The following is a 24,923-nucleotide window of genomic DNA, read 5'->3' as shown; positions in this document are numbered from 1 at the left end:
TAAATTTTTAATACCTTTAAATTTTTAATACCTTAAATTTTTAATACCTTAAATTTTTAATACCTTTTTTAAATTTTAAAATAATCTATATCATATATCATATATATAATTATCATCTATATAATATTAATGATATTTTTTTATAATATTAATAATATTTTTAAAAAATATTTTATTTATTTTTATTATTTATCTTTTTATTTTATACTATTTTATTTTTATTCATTAATTAAAATTATATATTCTTTAAAATTTTATATTTTCTTTTAAAAAACTTTTTTAATATATTTATATTAAAATTATTTAATAATATAATAAATATAAAAATAAATTAATAATATAATCATATTAATTGATATTTTTAAATTTTCTTATTTTTTATTTTTATTTATATTATTTATTTTATTTTTATATTTTATATTTTATATTTTTATTTAAAATATTTTAATTTAAAATATTTTTTACCAGGTAATTTATTAATTAATTCCTTTATTTTAATATATAATACGTAAATATATTAATGCATATTAAATGACACGTAAATAATACATAAAATTTAATTAATATTTTATTTAAATTAATATTTTTTAATATTTAATTTTTAATATTTTAATTGCTTAATTTTATTAATTTTATTAATTTTATTAATTTTATTAATTTTATGAATTTATTAATTTTATTAATTTTATTAATTTTATTAATTTTATTAATTTTGTAATTTTATTAATTTTATTAATTTATTATTTATTAATTTTGTAATTTTATTAATTTTATTAATTTTATTAATTTTATTAATTTTATTAATTTTATTAATTTATTAATTTTATTAATTTTATTGTTATCATTTTATTATTTTATTAATATCCATAAAGTAAGTAATTATTTTTTTTTAAATCAATATTTCCATATATACTTAATACAGCATTATTTGGAACATAATATTTTTTATAAAAATCTATAAAATATTTTTTAATAATATCATTAATAATATCATTATTATAATTTATAACATAATATTTATTATATTTATTATTATTCTTATTAAATAATAATAATTTATATATAAAATTTAATATAAATTTTTGTTTTGAATAAAAATATTCTTTTATTATAAATTTTTTTTGATTTTCAATATATTTATTATTAATTTTAGAATTTCCCATTCTTTCATATTCTAAAATTAAAGCAATTTCTAATTTATTATATGGTAATAATTCATAATATGTTGTAAAATATTTTTTATTCTTATAATTCTTCTTATTATAAGAATTAATTTTTAATACATTATTATTATATTTATTATTATATTTATTAATATTTTTATTACAATTAAAAAGTAAATGTTCAAATAAATTATAAAAAACATTTTTACCTTTTTTTTTATGAATTATTCCAACATTATACTTATACATCATATAAACTGAAACTAATGTATTTTTATTATTTTTATTATTTTTATTATTATATAAAATAAATTTTAAAACATTTGGTAAAATATATTTTTTTATATAACTTTTTTTTATATAATTTTTTTTATAATGTTTATTGTAATTGTAATTATTGTAATTAAAATGTTTTTTATAAAAAATAGAAAAAATTGAAAACATAATAATTAATAAAAATCTAATCATATTATTTTTTTTTATATATATTTAATTTTTCTTTTAAAATTTTTATTTTTTTTAAAGTATCTTTCTCTTTTTTTTTTTCTTTATTTACAATCATAATAGGAGCTTTTAATATAAAATTTTTATTAGATAAATTTTCTTTAATTTTTTTAAGAAAATTTATTTTATAAATAAGTTTTTTTTTTAATTTACTATTATTATATTTATATTTTTTTTCTTTATTATATTTTTCATAATTTTCTTTTTCTTTTTTATAATAATAAAAAAATTTTTCGTTTTCAATATTAAAAAAATAATTATTGCATTTAATAGGTATAGAATTACAAATATTTATTTTAATATTTAACATTTTTTTTATTATTTCTATAAATAAATATTTATTTTTTTTTTTTCTAAAAAAAGAAAAAAATCATTTTTTATAATTTTTTCATTATTAATAACAAATCGTATTTTTTTAATAATATAAATTGTTTTATCAAATTTTTTTATTATTTCTATATTAATTTTTTTTTTTTAGGATAATTTGATAAAATTAATAATTTTTTTTCATTATTATCATGTAATAATTGCCAAATTTTTTCTGTAACAAATGGTAGATAAGGATGTATAATTTGCAATATTTTTTTAAATAATTTAATATTATTATCAAAAGAATAATAAGAAATAATTTTATCTTTTGTTTTAATTATTTCTAAATAATAAGAACAAAAATTTTTCCAAAAAAAATTATATATTTTAAGTAAAGAATCAGAAATTCTAAATTTTAAAAAATCTTCTTCAATACATTGTAATAATTGATAAAATTTATTTTTTATCCAAAAAAAAGAAATCTTTTCATATTTATTAATTTTATAATATTTTTTTTTTTTAAAACTTTTTATTAATAAAAAAGAATTCCATATTTTATTTATAAAATTTCTTCCTTGAATACATTTTTTTTCATCAAAAATAAAATCCTTTCCTTTTATAGAATTAAACAAAACAAAAAATCTAATACTATCTGAACCATATTTTTTTATCAATTTTTCAGTATTTGGATAATTACCTAAAGATTTTGACATTTTTTTTCTATATTTATCTCTTACTATTCCAGTAAAATAAACATTATAAAATGGTTTTTTATTAGTAAATAATAAACCAAATATTATCATTCTTGTTACCCAAAAAAATAAAATATCAGGTCCTGTAACTAAATCTTTTGTAGGATAATAATATCTAAAATCATTATTATTTTTATTTTTTATTCCATCAAAAACAGAAATTGGCCATATACAAGAAGAAAACCAAGTATCTAAAACATCATAATCTTGTACAATTTTTTCTGGTTTAATATTTTTTTTTTTTATTTTATTAATTGCTTTTTTATAATTTTCTGCTACTACAAATTTAGTAATTAATTTTTTATTTTTATAAAATGTATAATAATATACTGGAATTTGATGCCCCCACCATAATTGTCTTGAAATATTCCAATCTTTAATATTTTTTAACCAATTAAAATATGTATTTTCAATTTTTTTAGGATAAAATTTAATTTTTCCATTAACAACATATTTAAATGCAGAAATAGATATTTTTTTCATTTTTATAAACCATTGTAATGATAAAATAGGTTCAACAATAGAATTAGTTCTAGAAGAAAATCCTACAGAATATTTATAATTTTCTATTTTTAGAATAGATTTTTTTTTATATAATTCTAAAACAATTTTTTCCCTTGATTTAATTATATATAAACCTTTATATTTTCCAGCATTTTCATTTAAAGTACCATCTAAATTTAGAATATTAATAAAATCTAAATTATGTTTTTTTCCAATTATTTTATCTTTATAATCGTGTGCAGGAGTTATTTTCATACAACCTGTTCCAAAATTAATATCTATTGAAGAATCTAAAATAATAGGTATACTTTTATTTATAATTGGAATAATAGCTCTATCATTATGTAAATGATAATATCTTTTATCATTTGGATTAATTCCAATAGCTGAATCACCAAATATAGTTTCTGGTCTTGTTGTTGCAACAAAAATAAAATTATTTTTTTCTGTTTTATATTTTATATAATAAAGTTTACCATTAATTTCTTTATAATAAATTTCTTCATCAGAAATAGTAGTTTTTGCTACTACATCCCAATTAATAATATCATAAGATCTATAAATTAATCCCTTTTCATATAATTTTAAAAAAAATTTTATTACATTTTTATTCATATCTGAATCCATGGAGAATTTAATTTTACTCCAATCGCAAGAACAACCAATACTTTTTAATTGATTAATTATTTTTTTTTTATTATTAATTACATTTTTTTTAACAAAAATTAAAAATTTTTTTCTTCCAATATCTTCTTTTTTTAATCCTAATTTATTTAATTTTTTAATCATTAAAATTTCAGTTGCTATTGAAGCATGATCTGTACCAGGAACCCAACAAACATTATACCCTTTCATTCTATTTCTACGTATTAAAACATCTTGAATAGAATTATTTAAAATATGTCCTATATGTAAATCACCAGTTACATTAGGAGGAGGCATAATAATTGTATATGATTTTTTTTTATTTTTTTTTGAAAAAAAACAATTATTTTTTAACCAAATATTATAAATTTCTTTCTGTATATTTGTAAAATTTTCTATTTTTTTAGGAAATTTCATTAAATATAATATATTTTATTTTTTATATTATTATATTTTTAATAATTAATAATTAATAATTAATAATTAATAATTAATAAATTAATAATTAATAATTAGCATTTATTCCTAGTTCTTCTTCAATCCTTAATAATTGATTATATTTAACCATTCTATCAGTTCTTGATAAAGATCCAGTTTTAATTTGTCCTGTATTAAAAGCTACAGATAAATCTGATATAAAAGAATCTTCAGTTTCTCCTGATCTATGAGATATAATAGTATTATACATATATTTTTTTGCATAATTTATAACATCTATAGTTTCAGATAACGTACCAATTTGATTAGGTTTAATTAAAATAGAATTAGCTACATTTTTATAAATTCCTTTTTTTAATTTTGATATATTAGTAACAAATAAATCATCTCCAACTAATTGTATATAATTTCCTATTTTACCAGTAATTATTTTCCAACCTTCCCAATCATCTTCACTAAGTCCATCTTCTATAGACATTATAGGATATTTTTTAATTAAATTAATTAAAAAATCAATTTGTTCTATAGAATTTAATTGTTCACCATTTTCTTCAAATTTTCTATAATCATATATTCTTTTTTTTTTATTATAAAATTCAGAAGAAGCACAATCTAATCCTAACATTATATGTACTCCTGGCTCATATCCAGCATATTCTATAGCAAATAAAATTAATTCTAATATTTCTTTTATATTACTTAAATTAGGAGAAAAACCACCTTCATCTCCTACAGAAGTACTTAATTTTTTTTTTATTAATATTTTTTTTAAACATTGAAAAATTTCTGAACAAGCTCTAATTGCAAATGAAAATTTTTCAAAATTTATAGGAATAATCATAAACTCTTGAAAAGATATTGGAGTACTTGAATGAGAACCTCCGTTAATAATATTTACCATTGGTATTGGTAAAGTATTAGCATTTATTCCTCCAAGATATTTATATAAAGGAATTTTTAAATATTTTGCTGCAGCTTTAGCAACTGCTATAGATATTCCCAAAGTTGTATTAGCACCAATTCTACTTTTATTTTTTGTACCATCAATAATATTTAATCTTTTATCAATTAAATTTTGATCAAATATTGAAATTCCTATAAGTTCTTCTGATATAATATCATTAATATATGAAATGCATTTTAATACTCCTTTTCCTAAATATTCTTTTTTATCTCCATCTCTCAATTCTATAGCTTCATATGATCCTGTTGATGCTCCAGAAGGAACAGATGCTCTACCTAATATTCCGTTATTAGTAATAATATCTACTTCTATAGTAGGTACACCTCTTGAATCTAATATTTGTCTAGATTTAATATCTCTTATTATACTCATATTATTTTATTATTATATTATTTTTTATTTTATTATTATATTATTTTATTATTATTATTTATTTTATTTATTTTATTATTAATTATTAATAATAAATATTATTTATTTATTATTTAATTATTTATTATTTATTTATTATTTAATTATTATTTATTTAATTATTATTTATTATTATTATTATTATTGTTATTTATTTTATTAAAACCAATTAATTCTATTAAAGCCATTTTAGAATAATCTCCTAATCTTGGAGATATTTTTATAATTCTTGTATATCCACCCATTCTTTTTCTTAAAATATCAAAATTTTTTTTAAATAAAATAGATACAGTTTTTTTATTTTTTAAATATCTAAAAACCATACGTTTAGATTGAATATTATTATTTTTTGATTTAGTAATAATAGGTTCAATATATTTTTTTAATGATTTTGCTTTTGACAAAGTAGTAATAATTTGTTTTTTAATTATAAGAGAATTACTCATATTCATTAACATAGATTTTCTATGAGAAGAAATTCTTCCTAAATGATTATTTTTATTACAATGTTTCATAAATAAATTAATTATTTATTAAATTAATTAGGTTTTTTCATTTTAAAAGAAATATTTAAATTTTTCATTTCTTTTTCTAATTCTGTTAAAGATTTTTTTCCAAAATTTTTCATACTTAGTACAGTTTCTTTATCTAATAAAATTAGCTCTCCCCAAGTTTTTATATTAGAAGCTTCTAAACAATTTAATGTTCTTTTTGATAAATTTTCATAATCTGATAATTTTGTTTTTAAAATTTTTTTTATTTTTAAAAATTTATCATTTTTTTTATCATAATTTTTATTTTTTATTAATTTATTATATGATTTTTTAGATATAATAAATGATAAATAATCAAGTAAAATTTTACAAGATTTAAACAAAGCTTTTTTAGGATTAATTGTTCCATCTGTTTTAATATCAATTAATAATTTTTCAAAATCATTATTTTCATTTTCTAATTTATCTTTTTGTTCTATTTTATATTTAACATTTATAATAGGAGTATATATTGAATCAATATAAATATTACCTAATAAATTTTCTTCTTTTTTGTGTTTTTCAGATTGAACATATCCTTTTCCTTTTTCTATAAAAAAAGAAAAATTAATTTTTTTATCATTATTTTTATTAAATAAAATTAAATCTTTATTAACTATTTTAAAATAAGTAATAAAATTATTTAATTTTTCAGCAGTAATTATACCACTTTCTTTTATACTAGCATTAACTAATTCTTTATCTACTCCTTTTATAGTATTTTTTATTCTAATTTTTTTAAAATTTAAAATAATTTCAGTAACATCTTCTACAATACCATCAATACTTGAAAATTCATGATTAATATTTTCTATTTTTATATAAGTAATAGCATATCCAGTTAAAGAAGATAAAAGAACTCTTCTAATAGAATTTCCTATAGTAACTCCAAATCCAATTTCTAAAGGTTCTATTTTAAAAGATCCTATAAAATTTGTATTATTAATAACTTTTATATATGGAGGAGTAATAATAATATCTTCTTTCATATTATTTAGAATGCAATAATTCAACAATTAAATTTTCTTTTATTTTTTCAGGGATTTGAGATCTTTTAGGAATATATTGAAAAATTCCATTTTGTTTTTCTTTATCCCATATTAACCAATCTTGAAGATCATCTTTTTTTGAAGATAAAAGATTTTTAACAAATTCTTTATTTTTTTTTTTCATAGATATTATATCTCCAGGTTTTATAATATAAGAAGGAATATTAATTACTTTACCATTTACTGTAATATGTTTATGTGCAACTAATTGTCTTGCAAAAGGTCTAGTAAGAGCTATTTTTAATCTATAAACAACGTTATCAAGACGAGATTCACATCTTTGAATTAACAATTCTCCAGTTATTCCTTTTTTTTTATAAACATCATGAAACATTTTTAAAAATTGTTTTTCCAATATTCCATATATAAATTTTACTTTTTGTTTTTCAAATAATTGAAAAATAAATACAGATGGTTTTTTTTTATAGTTTTTACGAGGTCGTACAGGTTTATATTTTTTTTTAAATGTTTTTTTTTTAAAAAAAATATTTCCAAATTTTATATCTATTTTTCTTTTTGGACCTATATATCTTGCTGACATAATAAATAATTTTATTTTAATTAAACTCTTCTTTTTTTATGAGGTCTACACCCATTATGTGGTAAAGGAGTAATATCTTTAATCATAGTTATTTGCATTCCAGAATTATGTAATGCTCTTATAGCTGCATCTCTACCCAATCCTGGTCCTTTTACACTAACTTCTATTTTTTTTAAACCTAAACTTAATCCTTCTTTTGCAATTGTTTCTGCAGTAATTTGTGCTGCATATGGTGTATTTTTTTTTGATCCTTTAAATCCTATTTTACCAGCTGAAGACCAGGCTATAACATCACCATTTTTATTAGTTAATGTAATAATAATATTATTAAAAGAAGAATGTATATGAGCTTCTCCTACAGGATCAACTAATTTTTTTTTATTTTTTTTAAAAATTTTTTTTTTCACCATATTATTTTGTTACTTTTTTGTTACTTTTTTTTTATTAGCAACTGTTTTTTTCTTTCCTTTTCTTGTTCTACAATTATTTTTAGTTCTTTGTCCTCTTAAAGGAAGATTTAATTTATGTCTAATACCTCTATAACATCCAATATCTTTTAACCTTTTAATATTCATTTTAATTTCTGAACGTAGTTCACCTTCTACTTTAATATTTTTAGAAATAAAATTTCTAATTTTATTAAATTCTTCATCTTTCCAATCTTTTATTTTAATATTTTCATTAATATTAACTTTATTTAAAATATTTTTTGATGTTTTTTTTCCTATACCATATATATAAGTCAATCCTATAATTCCTCTTTTATTTTTTGGTAAATAAACACCTAAAATTCTAGACATAATTTAAAAATTTTTAACCTTGTTTTTGTTTAAATCTAGGATTTTTTTTATTTATAATAAAAAGTTTTCCTTTTCTTCTAACAAATTGACAATTAATACTTCTTTTTTTTATGGATGTTTTTACTTTCATAAATTTAATTATTAATTTAATTATTATTTTTTATTATTTTATTTATTTTATAAATATATATAATAATAAATATATAATAATTGTTATAATTATATAATAATTGTTATAAATATAATTAAATTATTTATTATTGTATTAAATTATTTATTTATTTATTTATGTTAATATCTATAAATAATTCTTGCTATTGTTAAATCATAATGAGACATTTCTAATTTAACTCTATCTCCTTTTAATAATTTTATATAATTAAGTTTCATTTTACCACCTATATAAGCTTTAATAAGATAACCATTATCTAATTTAACACGAAATACAGCATTAGGTAATTGTTCAATAATAACACCATCTGCTTCTAAACTTTTTTCTTTAGGCATAATAATATTTAGTATAATTTATCATTAATTATAAATTTATAATTTTAAATTATAAAATTATTAATTAATATTAAATTAATATTAAATTAATATTTTAAAAAAAATTAATATTTAATTACTATTTTATCATAATAAGAATTTAATATAAAAGTTTCTATTATTTGTAATAAATCGATTAACACTCCAATTGTTATTAATAAAGAAGATCCACCATAAAATAAAGAAAAATTTTCTGTAATTCCTATTAATCTAGATAAATTAGGAAATAACGATAACAAACCTAATAATATTGAACCAGGTATAGTAATTTTTTTTAAAATTTTTGATAAATATTCTTCTGTTTGTTTACCAGGAGCTACTTCAGGTATATATGAATAATTTTTTTTTAAATTTTCAGAAATATTACTTTCCTGCAGATTAATATTATTATAAAAATAAGTAAAAATAATAATAAATAAAAAAAATGATAAATTATAAAAAAAAACATACCAATTTGTTCCTATTAAATTCATTTTTTTATTTATGTATAAATAAATTATAGGAAAAAACATCATTGATTGTGAAAATATAATTGGTAATACACCAGAATGAAGAACTTTAATTGAAAAATAATTATATATATACTTTATTTTTTTTTTTTTTAATAATAAACTATTTTTTACATAAATTATAGGAATTTTTTTAACTAAATTAAAAATAGCAATACTAAAAGATATAATTATTATAAATAATATAATTTCTAAAAATAAAGTAAATTTTTTTTTTTTATAATATATTTCATTTATAAAAGAATTAGGAAAATTAACAATTATACCTATCATAATAATTAGAGAAATACCATTTCCTATACCTTTATTACTTATCATTTCTCCTAACCACATAGTAAATATAGTTCCTGTTACTAATAAAATTGTTGATAATAAATAAAAATATGTTTTAAAATATATATTTTTAATATTAAAAATATAAGGATTTTTATCCTGAATTAATATTGGTAATAGGTTATTTTTTAAAATAAAAATATAAAAATAACTTTGTATAAAAGAAATTAATAAAGTTAATAATCTAGTTAATTTAATTATTTGATTATTACCACTATCTCCTTCTTTTTGTAATTTTTGTAAATAAGGAATTAGATATGATAATAATTGTATCATTATAGATGAAGAAATATAAGGCATAAGGCCTAATGAAAGAATAGAATATTTTAAAAAACATCCACCAGTAAAAGAATAAAAAATTTGAATCATTCCATTAAAATTTGGATGATTTATTAAAATATATTTATTTAAATCTTTATTTTTTATACCAGGTAATGGTATAAAAGTAGAAAATCTATAAATTATTAAATAAAATAAAGTATTAAAAATTCTTATACGTAACTCTTTAATATTCCAAATATAATAAATTTTTAATATATTTTTTTTAATTAATTTTTTTAAAATTTTAAAAATATTTTTATTTTTAAAATTTAAAAATTTTTTAATAAAAAAATTAAAAATGTATTTCATCTATTTTAAAAGGTGTATTTATATTATTGATTGATAAATGCTATGCATGATGATATTATATACTATGCATTCATTGATATATAATATTATATATTATTTATTAAAATTATTATTAATATTAATTAATAATTTATAATAATTTATAATAATTTATAATAATTTATATTATATTATTATTAATATTAATTAATAATTATAATAATTAATAATAATTAATAATAATTAATTTTATTTTTTTATATTATAGTAAAATAGATTCTCCACCAAATTTTTTAATAGTAATAATAGAATTTTTGCTAAATTTATTAGCAAAAATTTTTAATTTTAAATTAAAAAATCCTTTATTTAAAATTTTAACAAAAATATTTTTATTTCTATTTTTATTTCTTATTATATTATTTTCTAAATAAAATTTCCTATCAATTATTTCTATATTTTCATTTTTATTTCTTTTAATAATTTTTTGTAAAAATCCTAAATTAATAGAAATAATTTTTTTTTTTTTAATATTAGTAAAACCTATTTTAGGTATAGATCTTTGTAAAGGTAATTGACCTCCTTCAAAACCAATTTTTTTAACATTTCCAGATCTAGATTTAGCTCCTTTATGACCTCTAGTAGATGTTCCTCCTTTTCCAGATCCTTGACCTCTACCTATTCTTTTTTTTTTTTTTTTTTTAAAAAATTATTTAATTTATTTAATTTTATCATATTATAAAAAATTTATTTAATTAAAAAATTTATGTAATTATATATAATATTTTTTTATCCATTAAATAATTTTTTTAAAGTAATACCTCTTTGTTTTAATATCATATCAATACTTCTTAAATTTGATAAAGCTTTCATTGTAGCTCTTGTTATATTCTTAGAATTATAAGATCCTATAACTTTTGATAAAATATTTTTTATACCAGCTATTTCTAAAATAACTCTTATAACCCAACAAGAAATAATTCCAGTTCCTTTTGTAGCTGGAAAAATAGAAACATATGTTCCCTTAAATTTAGCAGTTTGTTCATGAGGAATTGTGTCATTAATAATTGGAATATTAATTAAATTTTTTGTTGCATCAGATCCTGCTTTATGAATAGCATCTAAAGCTTCTTTTGCTTTTCCAAATCCAAAACCAATAGTACCATTATAATTTCCTTTAAGAACAATTGAATTAAAACTAAAATATCTCCTTCCTTTAGTTACTTTACATACTCTTTTTACAAATAAAAGTTTTTCTTTTAAATCTTTTATACCTTTTTTAACTTTTTTTTTTATAAAAAAATTCATTATTTTAAAATTTTTAATAATTAAATATATTAAAAATAATAATTAAATATATTAAAAATTTATTTAAAAAATTAAACCTAATTTTCTTAATCCTTCTGATAGATATTTTACTCTTCCATGATATAAATAACCATTTCTATCAAAAATTACTTTTTTTATTCCAATTTTATTAGCTTTATTAGCTAATAATTTTCCAACTTCATACGAAATAATTTTTTTATTATTTTTATTATTTTTATTATTTTTAATAAATTCTTTTATTTCTTTATCTTTAGAAGATGCTGATAACAATGTAATTCCACTAATATCGTTAATAATTTGAGCATATATTTCTTTATTGCTTCTAAAAACTGAAATTCTTGGTCTTTCTGACGTTCCAAAAATTTTTTTTCTAATTCTATTTTTTATTTTTTTTCTTTTATTATTTTTAATAATAGATTTTTTTATTTTCATATTTTAAATTTAGTTATTTAGTAGATTTTCCTGTTTTTCTTATAAGAATTTCATTAAAATATTTAATTCCTTTTCCTTTATACGGTTCTGGAAGTCTAAAAGAACGAATTTTAGAACAAAAAAAACCTAAAAGTTGTTTATCACAAGATTTTAAAATAATAATTGTATTTTTTCCTTTTTCTAAATTAATTTTTAAATCAATTTCATTTGGACATTGAATCATAATACTATGAGAATATCCTAAATGTAATTCTAATATTCTATTATTATCATTAAAAGAAGCTCTATAACCTATTCCAACTAATTCCAATTTTTTTTCAAATTTTTTATTAACTCCAATAATCATATTATAAATTATCATTCTGTAAAGACCATGAATAGATTTATTTTTTTTTTTATTTATAATATTATTATAAGAATAATTGACAAAAATTTTATTTTTTTCTTTTTTTAAAGAAATATTTTTTGGTATAAATTCTTTTAATTTTCCCATTGGGCCATTTACAATAAGTAAATTGTCATTTTTTTTATATATTTTTATATAATAAAAAACATTTTCAGGAATAAATATTGGTTTTTTTCCTATTCTAGACATATAATTTATATAATTTATATTATATTTTATATTATTATTTATTAATAATAATTATTAATAAATATAACATAAAATTTCTCCACCTAAATTATTATTTTTAGCTTTTTTTCCAGTCATTAACCCTTTAGAAGTAGAAATTATTGATATTCCTAAACCATTTAATACTCTAGGAATATTTTTAACATTACAATATTTTCTTAATCCAGGTTTACTAATTCTTTTTAAACATTTTATAACAGGAGAATGACATTTTTCATCATTATATTTTAACATAATTTTAATAATAATATTATTATTATTATTATTATTATTATGTAATTTATAATTTAAAATATATCCTTCTTCATATAAAATTTTTGTAATTTCTTTTTTTATTTTTGAATAAGGAATATCTACATAATATTTTCCTACAAATAATGAATTTCTTATTCTAGTTAAATAATCTGATATTGTATCTGTATACATAAAAATAAATTATTTTTTATTTACCTACCAACTAGATTTTTTTACTCCAGGAATATATCCTTTTGAAGCAAGTTCTCTAAATTTAATACGAGATATTCCATAAAATCTAATGAAACCTCTTGCTCTTCCAGTTAAGAAACATCTATTTCTTAATCTTACTGGACAAGAATTTTTTGGTAATTTTTGTAAGCCTTCATAATCTTTTTTTTTTTTTAAAAGCATTCTTTTTTTTAAATATTTTTTTACTAATTTTTCTCTTTTAATTTGTCTAGCTTTAACTGATTCTTTTGCCATTTTGTTTTTTTTTAAAAGGTAAACCAAATTTAATTAATAATAATTTAGATAATTCATCTTTATCAGTATTAGTTATAAAACTGATATTCATTCCAGTTATTATTTTTACTTTATCAATATTTATTTCTGGAAATATAATTTGTTCTTTAATACCTAAATTATAATTTCCTCTACCATCAAATCCATTTTCTTTAATTCCATTAAAATCTCTTACTCTTGGTAAAGAAATAGTAATTAGTCTATCTAAAAATTCATACATTTTATCTCTTCTTAGAGTTACTTTACATCCGATAGGAATTTTTTTTCGTAAATTAAATCCAGCTTCATCTTTTTTAGAATAACATGGAACAGCTAATTGTCCTGAAATACTAGTTATTTCTTTAATAGCATAATCTATAATTTTTTTATTTTTAACAGCAATTCCAAGACCTTGATTAATTACAATTTTTTCTAATTTAGGAACTTGCATTATATTTTTATAATTAAATTTTTTTTTAAAAAAAAAAATTATTTTTTCTTTATATAAAATTTTAAGTCTAGGACTATATTTCATTATTTATTTATTTATTTATATATTTTAATTTTTTTTTATAAATTCTAATTTTTTTTTTTTTTTTTATAAAAAAACTAACTTTTACAGGAATATTATTATTATCTAATTTAGATACTTTAGATAAATTAATAAACATTTCTTTAGTTAAAAAACCTGATTCATTTTTTTTTATATTATTATTATATAATTTATATTTTTTATTATCTTTTAATTTAATACTCTTTTTTACTAAATTAATTCCTTTAACTAAAACTTTATTTTTTTTTGGTAAAATTTTTATAACTCTTCCTATTTTATTTTTATCATTACCAGATAAAATAATAACTTTATCTCCATTTTTAATCTTTATCATATAATTAAATTAATTAATAATGTATGTATATAAATGTATATAAATAATGTATATATAATAAATATAATGTAAATGTAAAATATAATGTAAATGTAAAAAAATTATATGTATATAATAAAAATTTATTTATTAAATAAATTTGTATATAAATGAATATAATAAATATTTAAATAATTATAAATAAATTAATTAAATGAATATTTATTAATATTTATAAATTAATATTTAATTTAAATTACTTCTTTTGCCAATGAAACTATTTTAGTATAATTTTCTTCTTTTATTTCTCTAGAAATAGGACCAAAAACTCTAGTTCCTTTAATATCTCCATTATCATTAATAAGTATACATGCATTATCATCAAAACCTATATAAGAACCATCTTTTCTTTTAATTTTTTTTTTTGTTCTTATAATAACAGCTTTAGATGTTTGTCCTTTTTTTATAGTTCCTCCTGGTATAGAATTTTTAATAGAAACTACAACTTTATCTCCTAAACTAGCATATTTTTTTCCAGTTCCTCCTAAAACTCTAATAATCATAGCTTTTTTAGCACCAGTATTATCTGCTACTTTTATTACAGATTCTTGTTGTAACATAATAAATTAATTTTTATTTTATATTTTCTATTTTTATTAATTTACAATATTTTTTTTTACTTATTGGTCTAACTTCAACAAATCGTACTATATCACCTATATTAGAAATATTTTTTTCATCATGAACAAAATATTTTTTTTTTATTAAAAAAGATTTTTCATAACGAGGATGTTTAAAAATTTTATTTTGTTCTACAACTATTGTTTTATTCATTTTATTACTAATAACTACACCAATTCTTGATTTTTTTTTTTTCATATTAATTAATATTTTTTAATTATTATTAATTATTATTAATTATTATATTATTAATTATTATTTATTATTAATTATTATTATATTATATATTAATTATAAAATAATTATTATTTAATTTAATTATTTTATTATTATTTAATTATTAAAATTTATAATTAAAATTTATAATTATATTATTATATATAATTAAAAATAAAAATTATTTTTATATAATTAAAAATTATTTTTTTATTAATATTAAAATATTATTAAAATTTTTATTATTTATTATTTTTTAATTTTTTATTAAAAGTTTTAAATTTTGCTATTAATTTTCTAATTATTTTAATTTTTATTGGATTTTTTAATACTTGTATTTTATTATTAATACTTATTTTTTTATAATATTCTTTTAAAAAAGAAATTTTTTTTCTAATTTTTTTTATATCTAAATTAGATTTAGATAATTTATCTATATTAAATTCATCTAAATTTATTTTTTCTATTTTTAAAAAATTTATTTTATATAATTTATTATATAGTATATTATTAAATTTATTATTATATAGTATATTATTTATTTTATCTTTTTTGTAATTTTTATTATCATTTTTTTCTTCTTCTTTATTTTTTTCTTCTTCTTTATTTTTTTCTTCTTCTTTATTTTTTTCTTCTTCTTTATTTTTTTCTTCTTCTTTATTTTTTTCTTCTTCTTTATTTTTTTCTTCTTCTTTATTTTTTTCTTTTTTAAAATTCATTATAAATAAATTTTGTTTTTATTGGTAATTTACTAGATGCTAAACGTAAAGCTTCTTTTGCTATTTTCATAGATACACCATCTATTTCAAATAAAATTCTTCCAGGTTTAATAATTGCGACCCAATATTCAACATTTCCTTTTCCTTTACCCATTCTTACTTCTTGAGGTTTTTTAGTAGCAGGTTTATCAGGAAATACTTTTATCCAAATTTTTCCATCTCTTTTAATAAATCTTGTAGCAGCAATACGTGCTGATTCTATTTGTCTATCTGTTAACCAAGCACTTTCCAAAGATTTAATACCAAAAGAACCAAAAAACAATCTATTTCCTCTTTTAGAATTTCCTTTCATTCTACCTTTTTGTTTTTTTGAAAATTTAGTTTTTTTTGGTTTTAACATATTTATTTTTATTATAATATTTTATAAATTTTCTTTTTCCTTTTACTTTTCCTTTTATAAAATGATCGTATTTAGATATAGTAATTAATTCTTTATTTTTATTATATATTTCTCCTTTTTTTATCCAAACTTTAATTCCTACTCTTCCATAATTAGTAGTAGTTTCTGTAAAATAATAATCTATATTACCACGAAAAGTAGATAAAGAAATACTTCCTTCCTTATAAGATTCTGTTCTTGACATTTCTGAACCATTTAATCTTCCAGATATTTGTATTTTAATTCCATTAACATTATATTTCATAGCATAATAAAGAGCTTTCTTAATAGATTTTTTATATGACATTTTAGTTTTAAGTTGTTTTACTAAATTTTTTGCTACTAAAGGAGAATCTATAAAAGGTTTTTTAATTTCAAAAATATTTATTTTTATATCTTTTATATCTTTATGAATAATTTTTCTAATACCATTTTTTAATTTTTCTAATTCATCTCCTTTTTTTCCTATTAATAAAGCAGGTCTAGAGGTTGTAATAATAATTGTTATAAACCTTAAAGTTCTTTCAATATATATTCTTGATATTACATAATAATTAAAATATATAGAATATATATATTTTCTTATTTTATAATCTTCTGCAATTCTTTTAGCATAATCTCCATACCAAATAGATTGCCACTCAAATATTACTCCTAAACGATTAGAAATTGGATTTGTTTTTTTTCCCATAATTTTTATAAATCAATCTTAATTTTAATATTACTAAATCTTTTTTTTATTTGATTTCCTCTACCTTGTGGAGCAGTAAGTAATCTTTTTAAAGAATATGATTCATTAACTAAAATTTCTCTAATATATAATTTAGAGTATTCTATTTCATCAAAATTATTAATTTTTTTTTTAATTTTCCAATTATTTAATAATGATAATAATAATTTTTCAAAAATTATAGAAGAATATCTTTTAATATTTTTTAATATATTTAAAGAATCGATTATATTTTTTCCTCTAATAATATTTGCTATTAATCTCATTTTTCTTGGAGATATATTACAATTTTTTAATTTAACATAAACTTCTTTTTTTTTTTTTTCTTTTTTTATAAAAGACTTTTTTTTTTTTCTTGATCCCATAATTTTTTACTTAATTTTATTTTTATTTTTATTTTTTTTTACTTTAATTTTATTCATTTTATATCCAGAATGTCCTCTAAAAGTTCTTGTTGGAACAAATTCTCCTAATTTATGTCCTACCATATTTTCTGTTATATAAATTGGAATATGTTTTCTTCCATTATGAACAGCAATAGTATGACTAACAAATTCTGGAATAATCATAGAAGATCTAGACCAAGTTTTAATAACTTTTTTACTTTTATTTTCAAGAATTTTTTTTTTTAATTTATAAAATATATATGGTCCTTTTTTTATTGAACGAGGCATAATATTAATTATTTTTTATTTTTTTTTTTTTTTCTAAATTCTATAATATATTTATTAGATAATTTTTTTTTTTTTCTTGTTTTAAAACCTTTAGAAAATATAATTTTTCTACTTCTTGGATATCCACCAGTAGCTTTTCCTTCTCCACCACCCATAGGATGATCTACTGGATTCATAGCTACTCCCCTTGTTCTTGGCCTAATTCCTTTCCAACGATTTTGTCCAGCTTTACTCATTTTAATTAATTTATGATCATTATTTGAAATAGAACCTATTGTAGCCATACAATTATTTAATATTCTTCTTGTTTCACCTGAAGGTAATTTAATAATAACATAATTTTTTTCTTTAGCCATAACTTGTACAAATGAACCTGCACTTCTTGCAATTGATGCGCCTAAACCAGGTTTAATTTCTACACAAGAAACTATAGTACCTAATGGAATATTTTTTAAACACATAGAATTCCCGATTTTATTTTCTATATAATTTTTTTTACTAGAAATTATTTTATCTCCTATTTTTAATCCATTTTGAGATATAATATATCTTTTTTCTCCATCTATAAAATTAATAAGAGCAATAAAAGAAGATCTATTAGGATCATATTCTATAGATTTAACTATAGATATAATATCAAATTTATTTCTTTTAAAATCAATAATTCTATATTTTTTTTTATGTCCTCCACCATGATGTCTAACAGTTCTTTTTCCATAATTATTTCTTCCACTATTTTTTTTTATACCTTTAGATAATTTTTTATTAGGTTTTGAACAAGTAATTTCTTTAAAAGAATTTCCTATTCTAAATCTTCTACTATAAGGAATTGGTTTAAATTTTTTAATTGGCATTATTAATTTTATTTATATTTTTATTATTATTAATATTATTATTAATATTATTATTAATATTATTATTAATATTTGTATTTATATTATTTTTAATTTTTATAAAAACTTTTTTAAATTTTTGTGTAAAACCAATAATTAATTTATTATTTTTTTGTTTTATTTTTTTTTTTCTTTTATAAATACAAGTATTAATTTTCAAAACTTTTACATTATATAATTTTTCAATTTCTTTTTTAATTTCTATTTTATTAAAATTAATTTTTGCTAAAAAAACATATTTATTTTTTAATAAATTTTCTATTTTAGTTTTATTTGTTAATAAAGGTTTAATTAAAATCATTTTTTTATTATTTTATCAAATTTTTTTAAAAAATATTTTAAAGAATCTTCTATAAAAATTAAATAATAATAATATAAAAGATTATAACTATTTATTTCTTTAAAATTTAAAGTATTTATTTGTGGTATATTTCTACAAGATAAGTATAAATTTTTATTTATATTATAAGTAACAATTAAAATTTTCTTTTTTAAAAAATTTAATGATTTTGATTTATTTAATGATTTAATTAAATTAATTATTTTTTTTGTTTTAGGATTATCTATATTAAAATTTTCTAAAATTATAATTTTATTATTTTTTAATTTTTCATTAATTATAGATAATTGTGATAATTTTTTAACGTTTTTATTTAATTTAAATTTATAATTTCTTTTTACTGGTCCAAAAATTCTTGCTCCTCCTCTAAATAAAGGATTTTTTATACTTCCTTTTCTTGAATTTCCAGTACCTTTTTGTTTTTGTATTTTTCTAGTACTACCAGTAATTTCTTTTTTTACTTTTGTTTTACTATTTCCATGTCTTTTAGAAAATAAACATCTTTTAATATCAAGATAAATTGAATATTTATGAGGTTTAATCAAATATTTATCATTAAAAATAAATTTTTTATTTATTTTTTCACCTTTATAATTTAAAATTTCTATTTCCATAATTTTTCAATAATTACATATGAATTATTTCTATTTCCTCCAGGAATAGATCCTTTTACAATAATAAAATTTTTTTCTTCATTTATTTTAATAATTTCAATATTTTTTATAGTACAATTTTTATTTCCCATTTTTCCAGCCATTTTTGTTCCTTTAAAAACTCTTGATGGATCAGAACCTGCTCCTATTGACCCAGGAGCTCTTAAACGATTATGTTGACCATGAGTTCTTTCCCCTACACCAGAAAATCCATGTTTTTTTACTACTCCTTGAAACCCCTTTCCTTTAGATAAAGAAGTTATTTTTACTAATTCTCCTTTTTTAAATAAATTAACTGTTATTTTTTGTCCTAAATAAAAATCATCTATATTTTCAATTTTAAATTCTTTTATTATTTTTTTAGGAGAAATTTTTGATTTTTTAAAATGTCCTAAAGTAGGTTTATTATATTTTTTTTTTTTAATAAAACCTATTTGAATAGATTTATAACCATCTTTTTTAAGATTTTTAATTTGCGTTATATAACAAGGTCCAGATTTTAAAATAGTACATGGAATATTTCTATCGTTTATAAATAAACTAATCATTTTAATATATATACCTATAATTCCTATCATATTTATTAAGTTTTCATTTCTATCTCAATACCACTTGGAAAAGTTAAACCAACTAATACATCAATTGTTTTTGTAGAAGCATTATAAACATCTAATAATCTAACATGTGTTCTTAATTCATATTGATCTCTTGATTTTTTATGTACATGAGGAGAACATAAAATAGTATATATTTTTTTTTTTGTAGGTAACGGTATAGGTCCATTAACAATTGCATTAGTAGAATTAACTGCTTTTACAATTTCTTTAGTATATTTATCTAATAAAGTATTAGCATAAGATTTTAATTTAATTCTAATTTTCTTTTTATTTTTAAGAATTTTTATCTTTTTTTTATTTTTCATAATTATTTTTAATTGTATTAATTATATATTTTTAATTTTTTCATATATATGTTCTGGTATTTTCATATAATGAGAAAATTCCATAGTAGAAATAGCTCTACCAGAAGAAAGAGTTCTTAAAGAAGTAACATATCCAAACATTTCTGATAAAGGAACAGTTGCTTTAATAATTTTTATTCCTTTTTTATTTAAAATATCTTGTATTATAGCTCTTCTTCTATTTAAATCACCAACAATATCACCCATATTTTCTTCTGGAGTAATAACTTCAATTTTCATTATTGGTTCTAAAATTACTGGTTTTGCTTTTTTAGAAGATTCCTTAAAACCAATTCTTGCTGCTATTTCAAAAGATAATTGATCAGAATCTACAGGATGATAAGATCCATCTTTTAAAATAACTTTCATAGATTCAATTTCATAACCGTAAATAGCTCCATTTTTCATAGATTCTAAAAATCCTTTTTCTATAGATGGAATATATTCTTTTGGAATATTTCCTCTTCTTACTTTACTAATAAATTCTAAACCTTTATTTTTTTTAGAAGGACCTATATTAAATAAAATATCTGCAAATTTTCCTCTTCCTCCTGTTTGTTTTTTATATATTTCTCTATGTTCTACTGATTTAGTTAACATTTCTTTATATTCAACTTGTGGAATTCCTTTATTTAATTCTATGTTAAATTCTCTTTTAATTCTATCAATAATAATTTCAAGATGAAGTTCTCCCATTCCAGAAATAATTGTTTCTCCAGTAATTTTATTAATTTTAACTTTAAAAGTAGGATCTTCTTCAGATAATTTAGATAAAGACATACTCATTTTATCAAAATCAGATTTATATTTAGGTTCTATAGAAACACCTATTACTGGATCAGGAAATGAAATATTTTCTAAAACAATTGGTTTTTTTATATCACATAATGTATCTCCAGTTTTAACATTTTTAAATCCAACTATAGCACCTATATCTCCAGCTTTAATTTCATTAATAGGAATTTGTTTATTTGCATGCATTTGATAAATTCTAGAAATTCTTTCTTTATTACCTGTTCTAGTATTTAATATATATGATCCAGATTTTAATTTTCCAGAATATACTCTAATAAAAGATAATTTACCAACAAATTGATCTGTCAAAATTTTAAAAGATAAAGAAGAAAAATATTCTTTTTCGTTAATTTTTCGTATTTCTTTTAAATTATTTTCTGGATTAATTCCAGTTACATTATCTATGTCAATAGGAGATGGTAAAAATCTACATATAGAATCTAAAAGACATTGTACACCTTTATTTTTAAAAGAAGAACCACATATAACTGGAACAAATTTCATTTTAATAGTTTTTTTTCTTATAAGATAAATAATTTCATCTGAAGATAAAGAGTTAGGATTATTAAAAAATTTTTCCATAAAAAAAAAATCATCTTCTACAAGACTTTCTAATAACATTGTTCTATAATTATCAGAAATTTTTTTTAAATTATATGGAATTTCATCTATTTTATACTTCAATCCAAAATTTTCTTTTTTCCAAAAAATTGCTTTATTATTAATTAAATCAACTATACCTTTAAAATTATTATCTGATTCAATTGGTATTTGTAAAATTAATATTTTTGAATTAAATATTTTTTTTATTTGAGAACAAACATTAAAAAAATCAGCTCCTTGTCTATCCATTTTATTAATAAAACATATTCTAGGAACATTATATTTATCTGCCTGTCTCCAAACTGTTTCTGATTGAGGTTCTACTCCATCTACAGCACTAAATAAAATAATTAAACCATCTAATATACGAAGAGATCTTTCTACTTCTACAGTAAAATCAACATGACCAGGCGTATCAATAATATTAATTTTATAAATATTATTATTTAATTTCCAATAACAACTAGTAGCTGCAGAAGTAATAGTAATTCCTCTTTCTTGCTCTTGTTCCATCCAATCCATAGTAGCTTCTCCATCATGAACTTCTCCTATTTTATGATTTATTCCAGTATAAAATAAAATTCTTTCTGTAGTTGTTGTTTTACCAGCATCAATATGAGCTGCTATACCTATATTTCTTGTATATTTTAATTTTTCCATAATTTAAAATCTAAAATGGGAAAATGCTTTATTAGATTCAGCTATTTTATGAATATTTTCTTTTTTTCTTATAGAATTTCCTTCACCTTTATAAGCTGATATAATTTCTAATGCAAGTTTTTCTGACATAGTTTTTTCTTTTCTTTCTCTAGAAGTTTGTATTAAAAACTTTATTGATTTAGAAATTTTAGAATTTATTTGTAAAGAAACAGGAATTGGAACATTTGAACCTCCTATTCTTTTAGTTTTTACTGATACATTAGGCATAATATTTTTTAAAGCTTGTTTCCATATTTCTATAGCAGATTTATCATAGGATTTATCTTTAAATTTTTTTTTTTCATTTTCTATAATTTCCATAGCATCATAAAAAATATTATATGCTTTCATTTTTTTACCATGTTTCATTAAATTATTAACAAAACGTGTAACTAAAGAATCTTTAAATTTTGGATCAGGTAAATATATTTTTTTTTTAGATTTAATAGATCTCATATTTTTTATTTTTTATATTTTTTATTTTTTTTTTTAACTACATTTTTTTCTTTTTTTACTTCATTTTTTTCTTTTTTTACTCCATATAAACTTCTACTATTTTTTCTTCCATTTACACCTAATGTATCTTTTGTACCTCTAATTATATGACATCTAACTCCAGGTAAATCTCTAGCAATTTTTCCACCAGCAACTAAAACAATAGAATGTTCTTGTAAATTATGTCCTTCTCCTCTAATATAAGAGATAACTTCTTTACCATTAGTTAATCTTACTCTAGCTACTTTTCTCATAGCAGAATTTGGTTTTTTAGGTGTTGTTGTATAAACTTTAGTACAAACACCTCTTTTTTGAGGTGAATAATCTAATATAGACGATTTATTTCTTTTTTTATTTTTTCTTCCTTTTCTAATAATTTGTGATATAGTTGGCATTTTAATAATTTTTATAATATTTTAATAAAAAAATAATATAATTTTAAAAAAAATAATATAATTTTTTTAAAATAAAATTTTTTATAAAATAAATTTATATAAATTTTTTATCAATATATTTACAAGTAGAAAGTATTTTTGGATTTCCATTAACAATACAAATAGTATTTTCGAAATGAGCAGAAATTTTATTATCTTTTGTAGTTACTGTATATCCATCAGAATAAATATTTATATCACTTTTTCCAATATTTACAATTGGTTCTATGGCTAATACCATACCATTTTTTAATGTTTCTCCAGTATTTTTTTTTCCATAATTAGGAATCATAGGTTCTTCATGAATCTTTCTTCCTATACCATGACCAACAAATTCTTTTACAATACTATATCCTTTTGACTCAATATAATTTTGTATAAAAAATCCTATATCACCTATTTTATTTCCATTTTTACAATTAGAAATTCCTATATATAAAGAATTTTTAACTATTTGAATAAATTTATTAATTTTAGGATCATCTCCCAAAAAAAAAGTATAAGCTTGATCACTATAAAAATCATTCATTATAACACCACAATCTATTGAAATTAAATCACCCTCCTTAAAATATGTTTTATCTGGTACACAATGAACTACTTTATTATTAGGAGAAATACATAAAGAATATTTAAAATTATTTAAACCTAAAAAAGCTGGTTTTCCTCCATTATCATATATAAATTCCTCTGCTAAATTATTTAAATAAATACCATTAATTCCAGGTTTTAATTCTTTAGATATAATTCCAAAAGTTTTAGAAGTTAATTCAGCACTTTTTTTAATTAAAAAAATTTCTTCTTCTGTTTTTAATAATTTTTTTTTAAACATGTAAATAAAAATTTATTAATAATTACAAAATAGATATTTTATTTTTCAATAAAATATTTATTTTATTTATTTATTTATTTTTATTTTATTTTTTTTATATAAAATATTTTATATTAAAAATAATTTTTATTAAATAATTATTTATTAAATAAT

35 protein-coding genes and 1 pseudogene are annotated in these 24,923 nt (G+C 17.5%); all 36 read right to left on the bottom strand.

Features of this window, described 5'->3' with window-relative positions; all coding sequences use genetic code 11:
- Positions 1-857 precede the first annotated feature (857 nt).
- The 36 genes and pseudogenes from KHQ18_RS00980 to map all read right to left on the bottom strand — a co-directional run bounded on the left by KHQ18_RS00980 (position 858) and on the right by map (position 24,770).
- Entirely contained in the window at positions 858-1,631 is a 774-nt protein-coding gene (locus tag KHQ18_RS00980; RefSeq protein ID WP_212113286.1) for an insulinase family protein, read from the bottom strand.
- 1 nt (position 1,632) lies between these two features.
- Positions 1,633-1,977 (bottom strand): hypothetical protein, encoded by a 345-nt coding sequence (locus KHQ18_RS01695; protein WP_241864363.1) that lies wholly within the window; start codon positions 1,975-1,977, stop codon positions 1,633-1,635.
- Positions 1,978-2,122: 145 nt separating this feature from the next.
- Positions 2,123-4,294, bottom strand: a complete 2,172-nt coding sequence (locus KHQ18_RS00975; RefSeq protein ID WP_241864362.1) for a valine--tRNA ligase — start codon at positions 4,292-4,294, stop codon at positions 2,123-2,125.
- An 88-nt stretch (positions 4,295-4,382) separates the two neighbouring features.
- A complete protein-coding gene (gene eno / locus KHQ18_RS00970) occupies positions 4,383-5,651 on the bottom strand; it encodes a phosphopyruvate hydratase (RefSeq protein ID WP_212113285.1) in 1,269 nt (422 codons plus the stop codon).
- A 161-nt stretch (positions 5,652-5,812) separates the two neighbouring features.
- Positions 5,813-6,205, bottom strand: coding sequence for a 50S ribosomal protein L17 (gene rplQ / locus KHQ18_RS00965; RefSeq protein ID WP_212113284.1), 393 nt, complete (start codon positions 6,203-6,205; stop codon positions 5,813-5,815).
- 23 nt (positions 6,206-6,228) lie between these two features.
- Positions 6,229-7,212, bottom strand: a complete 984-nt coding sequence (locus KHQ18_RS00960; RefSeq protein ID WP_212113283.1) for a DNA-directed RNA polymerase subunit alpha — start codon at positions 7,210-7,212, stop codon at positions 6,229-6,231.
- 1 nt (position 7,213) lies between these two features.
- Positions 7,214-7,813: a 30S ribosomal protein S4 gene (gene rpsD / locus KHQ18_RS00955; RefSeq protein WP_212113282.1), complete on the bottom strand. Its 600-nt coding sequence runs from the start codon at positions 7,811-7,813 to the stop codon at positions 7,214-7,216.
- A 20-nt stretch (positions 7,814-7,833) separates the two neighbouring features.
- A complete protein-coding gene (rpsK, locus tag KHQ18_RS00950; protein ID WP_212113281.1) occupies positions 7,834-8,223 on the bottom strand; it encodes a 30S ribosomal protein S11 in 390 nt (129 codons plus the stop codon).
- A gap of 9 nt (positions 8,224-8,232) precedes the next feature.
- Complete coding sequence (rpsM, locus tag KHQ18_RS00945) at positions 8,233-8,613, bottom strand: 30S ribosomal protein S13 (protein ID WP_212113280.1); 381 nt, start codon at positions 8,611-8,613, stop codon at positions 8,233-8,235.
- A 13-nt stretch (positions 8,614-8,626) separates the two neighbouring features.
- The gene (gene rpmJ, locus KHQ18_RS00940; RefSeq protein ID WP_212113279.1) at positions 8,627-8,743 is read right to left on the bottom strand and encodes a 50S ribosomal protein L36; all 117 of its coding nucleotides are present in this window, start codon (positions 8,741-8,743) and stop codon (positions 8,627-8,629) included.
- A gap of 161 nt (positions 8,744-8,904) precedes the next feature.
- Entirely contained in the window at positions 8,905-9,120 is a 216-nt protein-coding gene (gene infA / locus KHQ18_RS00935) for a translation initiation factor IF-1 (protein ID WP_212113278.1), read from the bottom strand.
- A 104-nt stretch (positions 9,121-9,224) separates the two neighbouring features.
- A complete protein-coding gene (gene secY, locus KHQ18_RS00930) occupies positions 9,225-10,631 on the bottom strand; it encodes a preprotein translocase subunit SecY (RefSeq protein ID WP_212113277.1) in 1,407 nt (468 codons plus the stop codon).
- A gap of 241 nt (positions 10,632-10,872) precedes the next feature.
- A pseudogene (gene rplO / locus KHQ18_RS00925) lies at positions 10,873-11,295 on the bottom strand (50S ribosomal protein L15); the annotation flags it as partial.
- A 101-nt stretch (positions 11,296-11,396) separates the two neighbouring features.
- Complete coding sequence (gene rpsE / locus KHQ18_RS00920) at positions 11,397-11,915, bottom strand: 30S ribosomal protein S5 (RefSeq protein ID WP_212113276.1); 519 nt, start codon at positions 11,913-11,915, stop codon at positions 11,397-11,399.
- A gap of 63 nt (positions 11,916-11,978) precedes the next feature.
- Positions 11,979-12,368, bottom strand: coding sequence for a 50S ribosomal protein L18 (gene rplR, locus KHQ18_RS00915; protein WP_212113275.1), 390 nt, complete (start codon positions 12,366-12,368; stop codon positions 11,979-11,981).
- A gap of 13 nt (positions 12,369-12,381) precedes the next feature.
- On the bottom strand, positions 12,382-12,963 hold the full coding sequence (gene rplF / locus KHQ18_RS00910; protein WP_212113274.1) for a 50S ribosomal protein L6: 582 nt from the start codon (positions 12,961-12,963) through the stop codon (positions 12,382-12,384).
- A gap of 54 nt (positions 12,964-13,017) precedes the next feature.
- Entirely contained in the window at positions 13,018-13,428 is a 411-nt protein-coding gene (gene rpsH / locus KHQ18_RS00905) for a 30S ribosomal protein S8 (protein ID WP_212113273.1), read from the bottom strand.
- Positions 13,429-13,452: 24 nt separating this feature from the next.
- Positions 13,453-13,722 carry a 30S ribosomal protein S14 gene (gene rpsN, locus KHQ18_RS00900; RefSeq protein WP_212113272.1) on the bottom strand — a complete coding sequence of 90 codons (270 nt, stop codon included), beginning with the start codon at positions 13,720-13,722 and terminating at the stop codon, positions 13,453-13,455.
- Positions 13,703-14,275, bottom strand: coding sequence for a 50S ribosomal protein L5 (gene rplE / locus KHQ18_RS00895; RefSeq protein ID WP_212113271.1), 573 nt, complete (start codon positions 14,273-14,275; stop codon positions 13,703-13,705). The genes rpsN and rplE overlap by 20 nt, the downstream gene beginning before the upstream one ends.
- A gap of 7 nt (positions 14,276-14,282) precedes the next feature.
- A complete protein-coding gene (rplX, locus tag KHQ18_RS00890) occupies positions 14,283-14,627 on the bottom strand; it encodes a 50S ribosomal protein L24 (protein WP_212113270.1) in 345 nt (114 codons plus the stop codon).
- A 230-nt stretch (positions 14,628-14,857) separates the two neighbouring features.
- The gene (gene rplN / locus KHQ18_RS00885; protein ID WP_212113269.1) at positions 14,858-15,226 is read right to left on the bottom strand and encodes a 50S ribosomal protein L14; all 369 of its coding nucleotides are present in this window, start codon (positions 15,224-15,226) and stop codon (positions 14,858-14,860) included.
- Between the two features lie 13 nt (positions 15,227-15,239).
- Entirely contained in the window at positions 15,240-15,485 is a 246-nt protein-coding gene (gene rpsQ / locus KHQ18_RS00880) for a 30S ribosomal protein S17 (RefSeq protein ID WP_212113268.1), read from the bottom strand.
- 260 nt (positions 15,486-15,745) lie between these two features.
- Positions 15,746-16,222: a hypothetical protein gene (locus tag KHQ18_RS00875; RefSeq protein WP_212113267.1), complete on the bottom strand. Its 477-nt coding sequence runs from the start codon at positions 16,220-16,222 to the stop codon at positions 15,746-15,748.
- Positions 16,212-16,622, bottom strand: coding sequence for a 50S ribosomal protein L16 (gene rplP / locus KHQ18_RS00870; protein WP_212113266.1), 411 nt, complete (start codon positions 16,620-16,622; stop codon positions 16,212-16,214). Before rplP ends, KHQ18_RS00875 begins: the two co-directional genes overlap by 11 nt.
- Positions 16,600-17,352: a 30S ribosomal protein S3 gene (rpsC, locus tag KHQ18_RS00865; RefSeq protein ID WP_212113265.1), complete on the bottom strand. Its 753-nt coding sequence runs from the start codon at positions 17,350-17,352 to the stop codon at positions 16,600-16,602. Before rpsC ends, rplP begins: the two co-directional genes overlap by 23 nt.
- Positions 17,353-17,357: 5 nt before the next feature.
- Positions 17,358-17,756: a large ribosomal subunit protein uL22 gene (locus KHQ18_RS00860; RefSeq protein WP_212113264.1), complete on the bottom strand. Its 399-nt coding sequence runs from the start codon at positions 17,754-17,756 to the stop codon at positions 17,358-17,360.
- Positions 17,757-17,762: 6 nt separating this feature from the next.
- Entirely contained in the window at positions 17,763-18,065 is a 303-nt protein-coding gene (rpsS, locus tag KHQ18_RS00855) for a 30S ribosomal protein S19 (RefSeq protein WP_212113263.1), read from the bottom strand.
- Between the two features lie 8 nt (positions 18,066-18,073).
- Positions 18,074-18,919, bottom strand: a complete 846-nt coding sequence (gene rplB / locus KHQ18_RS00850) for a 50S ribosomal protein L2 (protein ID WP_212113262.1) — start codon at positions 18,917-18,919, stop codon at positions 18,074-18,076.
- Entirely contained in the window at positions 18,909-19,259 is a 351-nt protein-coding gene (rplW, locus tag KHQ18_RS00845) for a 50S ribosomal protein L23 (protein WP_212113261.1), read from the bottom strand. The genes rplB and rplW overlap by 11 nt, the downstream gene beginning before the upstream one ends.
- Positions 19,256-19,912: a 50S ribosomal protein L4 gene (rplD, locus tag KHQ18_RS00840; RefSeq protein WP_212113260.1), complete on the bottom strand. Its 657-nt coding sequence runs from the start codon at positions 19,910-19,912 to the stop codon at positions 19,256-19,258. The genes rplW and rplD overlap by 4 nt, the downstream gene beginning before the upstream one ends.
- Positions 19,903-20,529: a 50S ribosomal protein L3 gene (gene rplC, locus KHQ18_RS00835; RefSeq protein WP_212113259.1), complete on the bottom strand. Its 627-nt coding sequence runs from the start codon at positions 20,527-20,529 to the stop codon at positions 19,903-19,905. The genes rplD and rplC overlap by 10 nt, the downstream gene beginning before the upstream one ends.
- 5 nt (positions 20,530-20,534) lie before the next feature.
- Positions 20,535-20,873 (bottom strand): 30S ribosomal protein S10, encoded by a 339-nt coding sequence (rpsJ, locus tag KHQ18_RS00830; RefSeq protein ID WP_212113258.1) that lies wholly within the window; start codon positions 20,871-20,873, stop codon positions 20,535-20,537.
- Between the two features lie 21 nt (positions 20,874-20,894).
- Positions 20,895-22,970, bottom strand: a complete 2,076-nt coding sequence (gene fusA / locus KHQ18_RS00825) for an elongation factor G (RefSeq protein ID WP_212113257.1) — start codon at positions 22,968-22,970, stop codon at positions 20,895-20,897.
- Between the two features lie 3 nt (positions 22,971-22,973).
- The gene (gene rpsG, locus KHQ18_RS00820) at positions 22,974-23,465 is read right to left on the bottom strand and encodes a 30S ribosomal protein S7 (RefSeq protein WP_212113256.1); all 492 of its coding nucleotides are present in this window, start codon (positions 23,463-23,465) and stop codon (positions 22,974-22,976) included.
- Between the two features lie 5 nt (positions 23,466-23,470).
- Positions 23,471-23,899, bottom strand: coding sequence for a 30S ribosomal protein S12 (gene rpsL / locus KHQ18_RS00815; protein ID WP_212113255.1), 429 nt, complete (start codon positions 23,897-23,899; stop codon positions 23,471-23,473).
- A 94-nt stretch (positions 23,900-23,993) separates the two neighbouring features.
- On the bottom strand, positions 23,994-24,770 hold the full coding sequence (gene map / locus KHQ18_RS00810; RefSeq protein ID WP_212113254.1) for a type I methionyl aminopeptidase: 777 nt from the start codon (positions 24,768-24,770) through the stop codon (positions 23,994-23,996).
- Positions 24,771-24,923: the final 153 nt, after the last annotated feature.

Origin of the sequence: Candidatus Shikimatogenerans silvanidophilus (assembly GCF_018200315.1) — a bacterium.
Lineage (GTDB): Bacteria > Bacteroidota > Bacteroidia > Flavobacteriales > Blattabacteriaceae > Shikimatogenerans_A > Shikimatogenerans_A silvanidophilus.
The sequence above is the reverse complement of the archived record's forward strand: the minus strand, read 5'-3'. Positions and strand labels throughout refer to the sequence as shown.

Excerpts from the sequence above, each read along its gene's own strand:
- rpsM (WP_212113280.1), bottom strand. The coding sequence starts at position 8,613 with ATGTCTAGAATTTTAGGTGTTTATTTACCAAAAAATAAAAGAGGAATT.
- rpsQ (WP_212113268.1), bottom strand. The coding sequence starts at position 15,485 with ATGAAAAAAAAAAAATCAAGAATTGGTGTAGTTATTAGTAATAAAATG.
- rpsC (WP_212113265.1), bottom strand. The coding sequence starts at position 17,352 with ATGGGAAAAAAAACAAATCCAATTTCTAATCGTTTAGGAGTAATATTT.
- map (WP_212113254.1), bottom strand. The coding sequence starts at position 24,770 with ATGTTTAAAAAAAAATTATTAAAAACAGAAGAAGAAATTTTTTTAATT.
- rplE (WP_212113271.1), bottom strand. The coding sequence starts at position 14,275 with ATGAAATATAGTCCTAGACTTAAAATTTTATATAAAGAAAAAATAATT.
- rpsS (WP_212113263.1), bottom strand. The coding sequence starts at position 18,065 with ATGCCTCGTTCAATAAAAAAAGGACCATATATATTTTATAAATTAAAA.
- rplW (WP_212113261.1), bottom strand. The coding sequence starts at position 19,259 with ATGATTTTAATTAAACCTTTATTAACAAATAAAACTAAAATAGAAAAT.
- rplB (WP_212113262.1), bottom strand. The coding sequence starts at position 18,919 with ATGCCAATTAAAAAATTTAAACCAATTCCTTATAGTAGAAGATTTAGA.
- rplN (WP_212113269.1), bottom strand. The coding sequence starts at position 15,226 with ATGTTACAACAAGAATCTGTAATAAAAGTAGCAGATAATACTGGTGCT.
- rplX (WP_212113270.1), bottom strand. The coding sequence starts at position 14,627 with ATGATAAAGATTAAAAATGGAGATAAAGTTATTATTTTATCTGGTAAT.
- rplC (WP_212113259.1), bottom strand. The coding sequence starts at position 20,529 with ATGATAGGAATTATAGGTATATATATTAAAATGATTAGTTTATTTATA.
- eno (WP_212113285.1), bottom strand. The coding sequence starts at position 5,651 with ATGAGTATAATAAGAGATATTAAATCTAGACAAATATTAGATTCAAGA.
- rpsK (WP_212113281.1), bottom strand. The coding sequence starts at position 8,223 with ATGGTGAAAAAAAAAATTTTTAAAAAAAATAAAAAAAAATTAGTTGAT.
- KHQ18_RS00980 (WP_212113286.1), bottom strand. The coding sequence starts at position 1,631 with ATGATTAGATTTTTATTAATTATTATGTTTTCAATTTTTTCTATTTTT.
- rpsE (WP_212113276.1), bottom strand. The coding sequence starts at position 11,915 with ATGAATTTTTTTATAAAAAAAAAAGTTAAAAAAGGTATAAAAGATTTA.
- KHQ18_RS00860 (WP_212113264.1), bottom strand. The coding sequence starts at position 17,756 with ATGGGATCAAGAAAAAAAAAAAAGTCTTTTATAAAAAAAGAAAAAAAA.
- rplQ (WP_212113284.1), bottom strand. The coding sequence starts at position 6,205 with ATGAAACATTGTAATAAAAATAATCATTTAGGAAGAATTTCTTCTCAT.
- KHQ18_RS01695 (WP_241864363.1), bottom strand. The coding sequence starts at position 1,977 with ATGTTAAATATTAAAATAAATATTTGTAATTCTATACCTATTAAATGC.
- fusA (WP_212113257.1), bottom strand. The coding sequence starts at position 22,970 with ATGGAAAAATTAAAATATACAAGAAATATAGGTATAGCAGCTCATATT.
- rpsJ (WP_212113258.1), bottom strand. The coding sequence starts at position 20,873 with ATGAAAAATAAAAAAAAGATAAAAATTCTTAAAAATAAAAAGAAAATT.
- rplD (WP_212113260.1), bottom strand. The coding sequence starts at position 19,912 with ATGGAAATAGAAATTTTAAATTATAAAGGTGAAAAAATAAATAAAAAA.
- rpsN (WP_212113272.1), bottom strand. The coding sequence starts at position 13,722 with ATGGCAAAAGAATCAGTTAAAGCTAGACAAATTAAAAGAGAAAAATTA.
- KHQ18_RS00960 (WP_212113283.1), bottom strand. The coding sequence starts at position 7,212 with ATGAAAGAAGATATTATTATTACTCCTCCATATATAAAAGTTATTAAT.
- rplF (WP_212113274.1), bottom strand. The coding sequence starts at position 12,963 with ATGTCTAGAATAGGAAAAAAACCAATATTTATTCCTGAAAATGTTTTT.
- rpsD (WP_212113282.1), bottom strand. The coding sequence starts at position 7,813 with ATGTCAGCAAGATATATAGGTCCAAAAAGAAAAATAGATATAAAATTT.
- secY (WP_212113277.1), bottom strand. The coding sequence starts at position 10,631 with ATGAAATACATTTTTAATTTTTTTATTAAAAAATTTTTAAATTTTAAA.
- rpsG (WP_212113256.1), bottom strand. The coding sequence starts at position 23,465 with ATGAGATCTATTAAATCTAAAAAAAAAATATATTTACCTGATCCAAAA.
- rpmJ (WP_212113279.1), bottom strand. The coding sequence starts at position 8,743 with ATGAAAGTAAAAACATCCATAAAAAAAAGAAGTATTAATTGTCAATTT.
- infA (WP_212113278.1), bottom strand. The coding sequence starts at position 9,120 with ATGCCTAAAGAAAAAAGTTTAGAAGCAGATGGTGTTATTATTGAACAA.
- rplP (WP_212113266.1), bottom strand. The coding sequence starts at position 16,622 with ATGTTAAAACCAAAAAAAACTAAATTTTCAAAAAAACAAAAAGGTAGA.
- KHQ18_RS00975 (WP_241864362.1), bottom strand. The coding sequence starts at position 4,294 with ATGAAATTTCCTAAAAAAATAGAAAATTTTACAAATATACAGAAAGAA.
- rpsH (WP_212113273.1), bottom strand. The coding sequence starts at position 13,428 with ATGTATACAGATACAATATCAGATTATTTAACTAGAATAAGAAATTCA.
- rpsL (WP_212113255.1), bottom strand. The coding sequence starts at position 23,899 with ATGCCAACTATATCACAAATTATTAGAAAAGGAAGAAAAAATAAAAAA.
- rplR (WP_212113275.1), bottom strand. The coding sequence starts at position 12,368 with ATGAAAATAAAAAAATCTATTATTAAAAATAATAAAAGAAAAAAAATA.
- KHQ18_RS00875 (WP_212113267.1), bottom strand. The coding sequence starts at position 16,222 with ATGAATTTTAAAAAAGAAAAAAATAAAGAAGAAGAAAAAAATAAAGAA.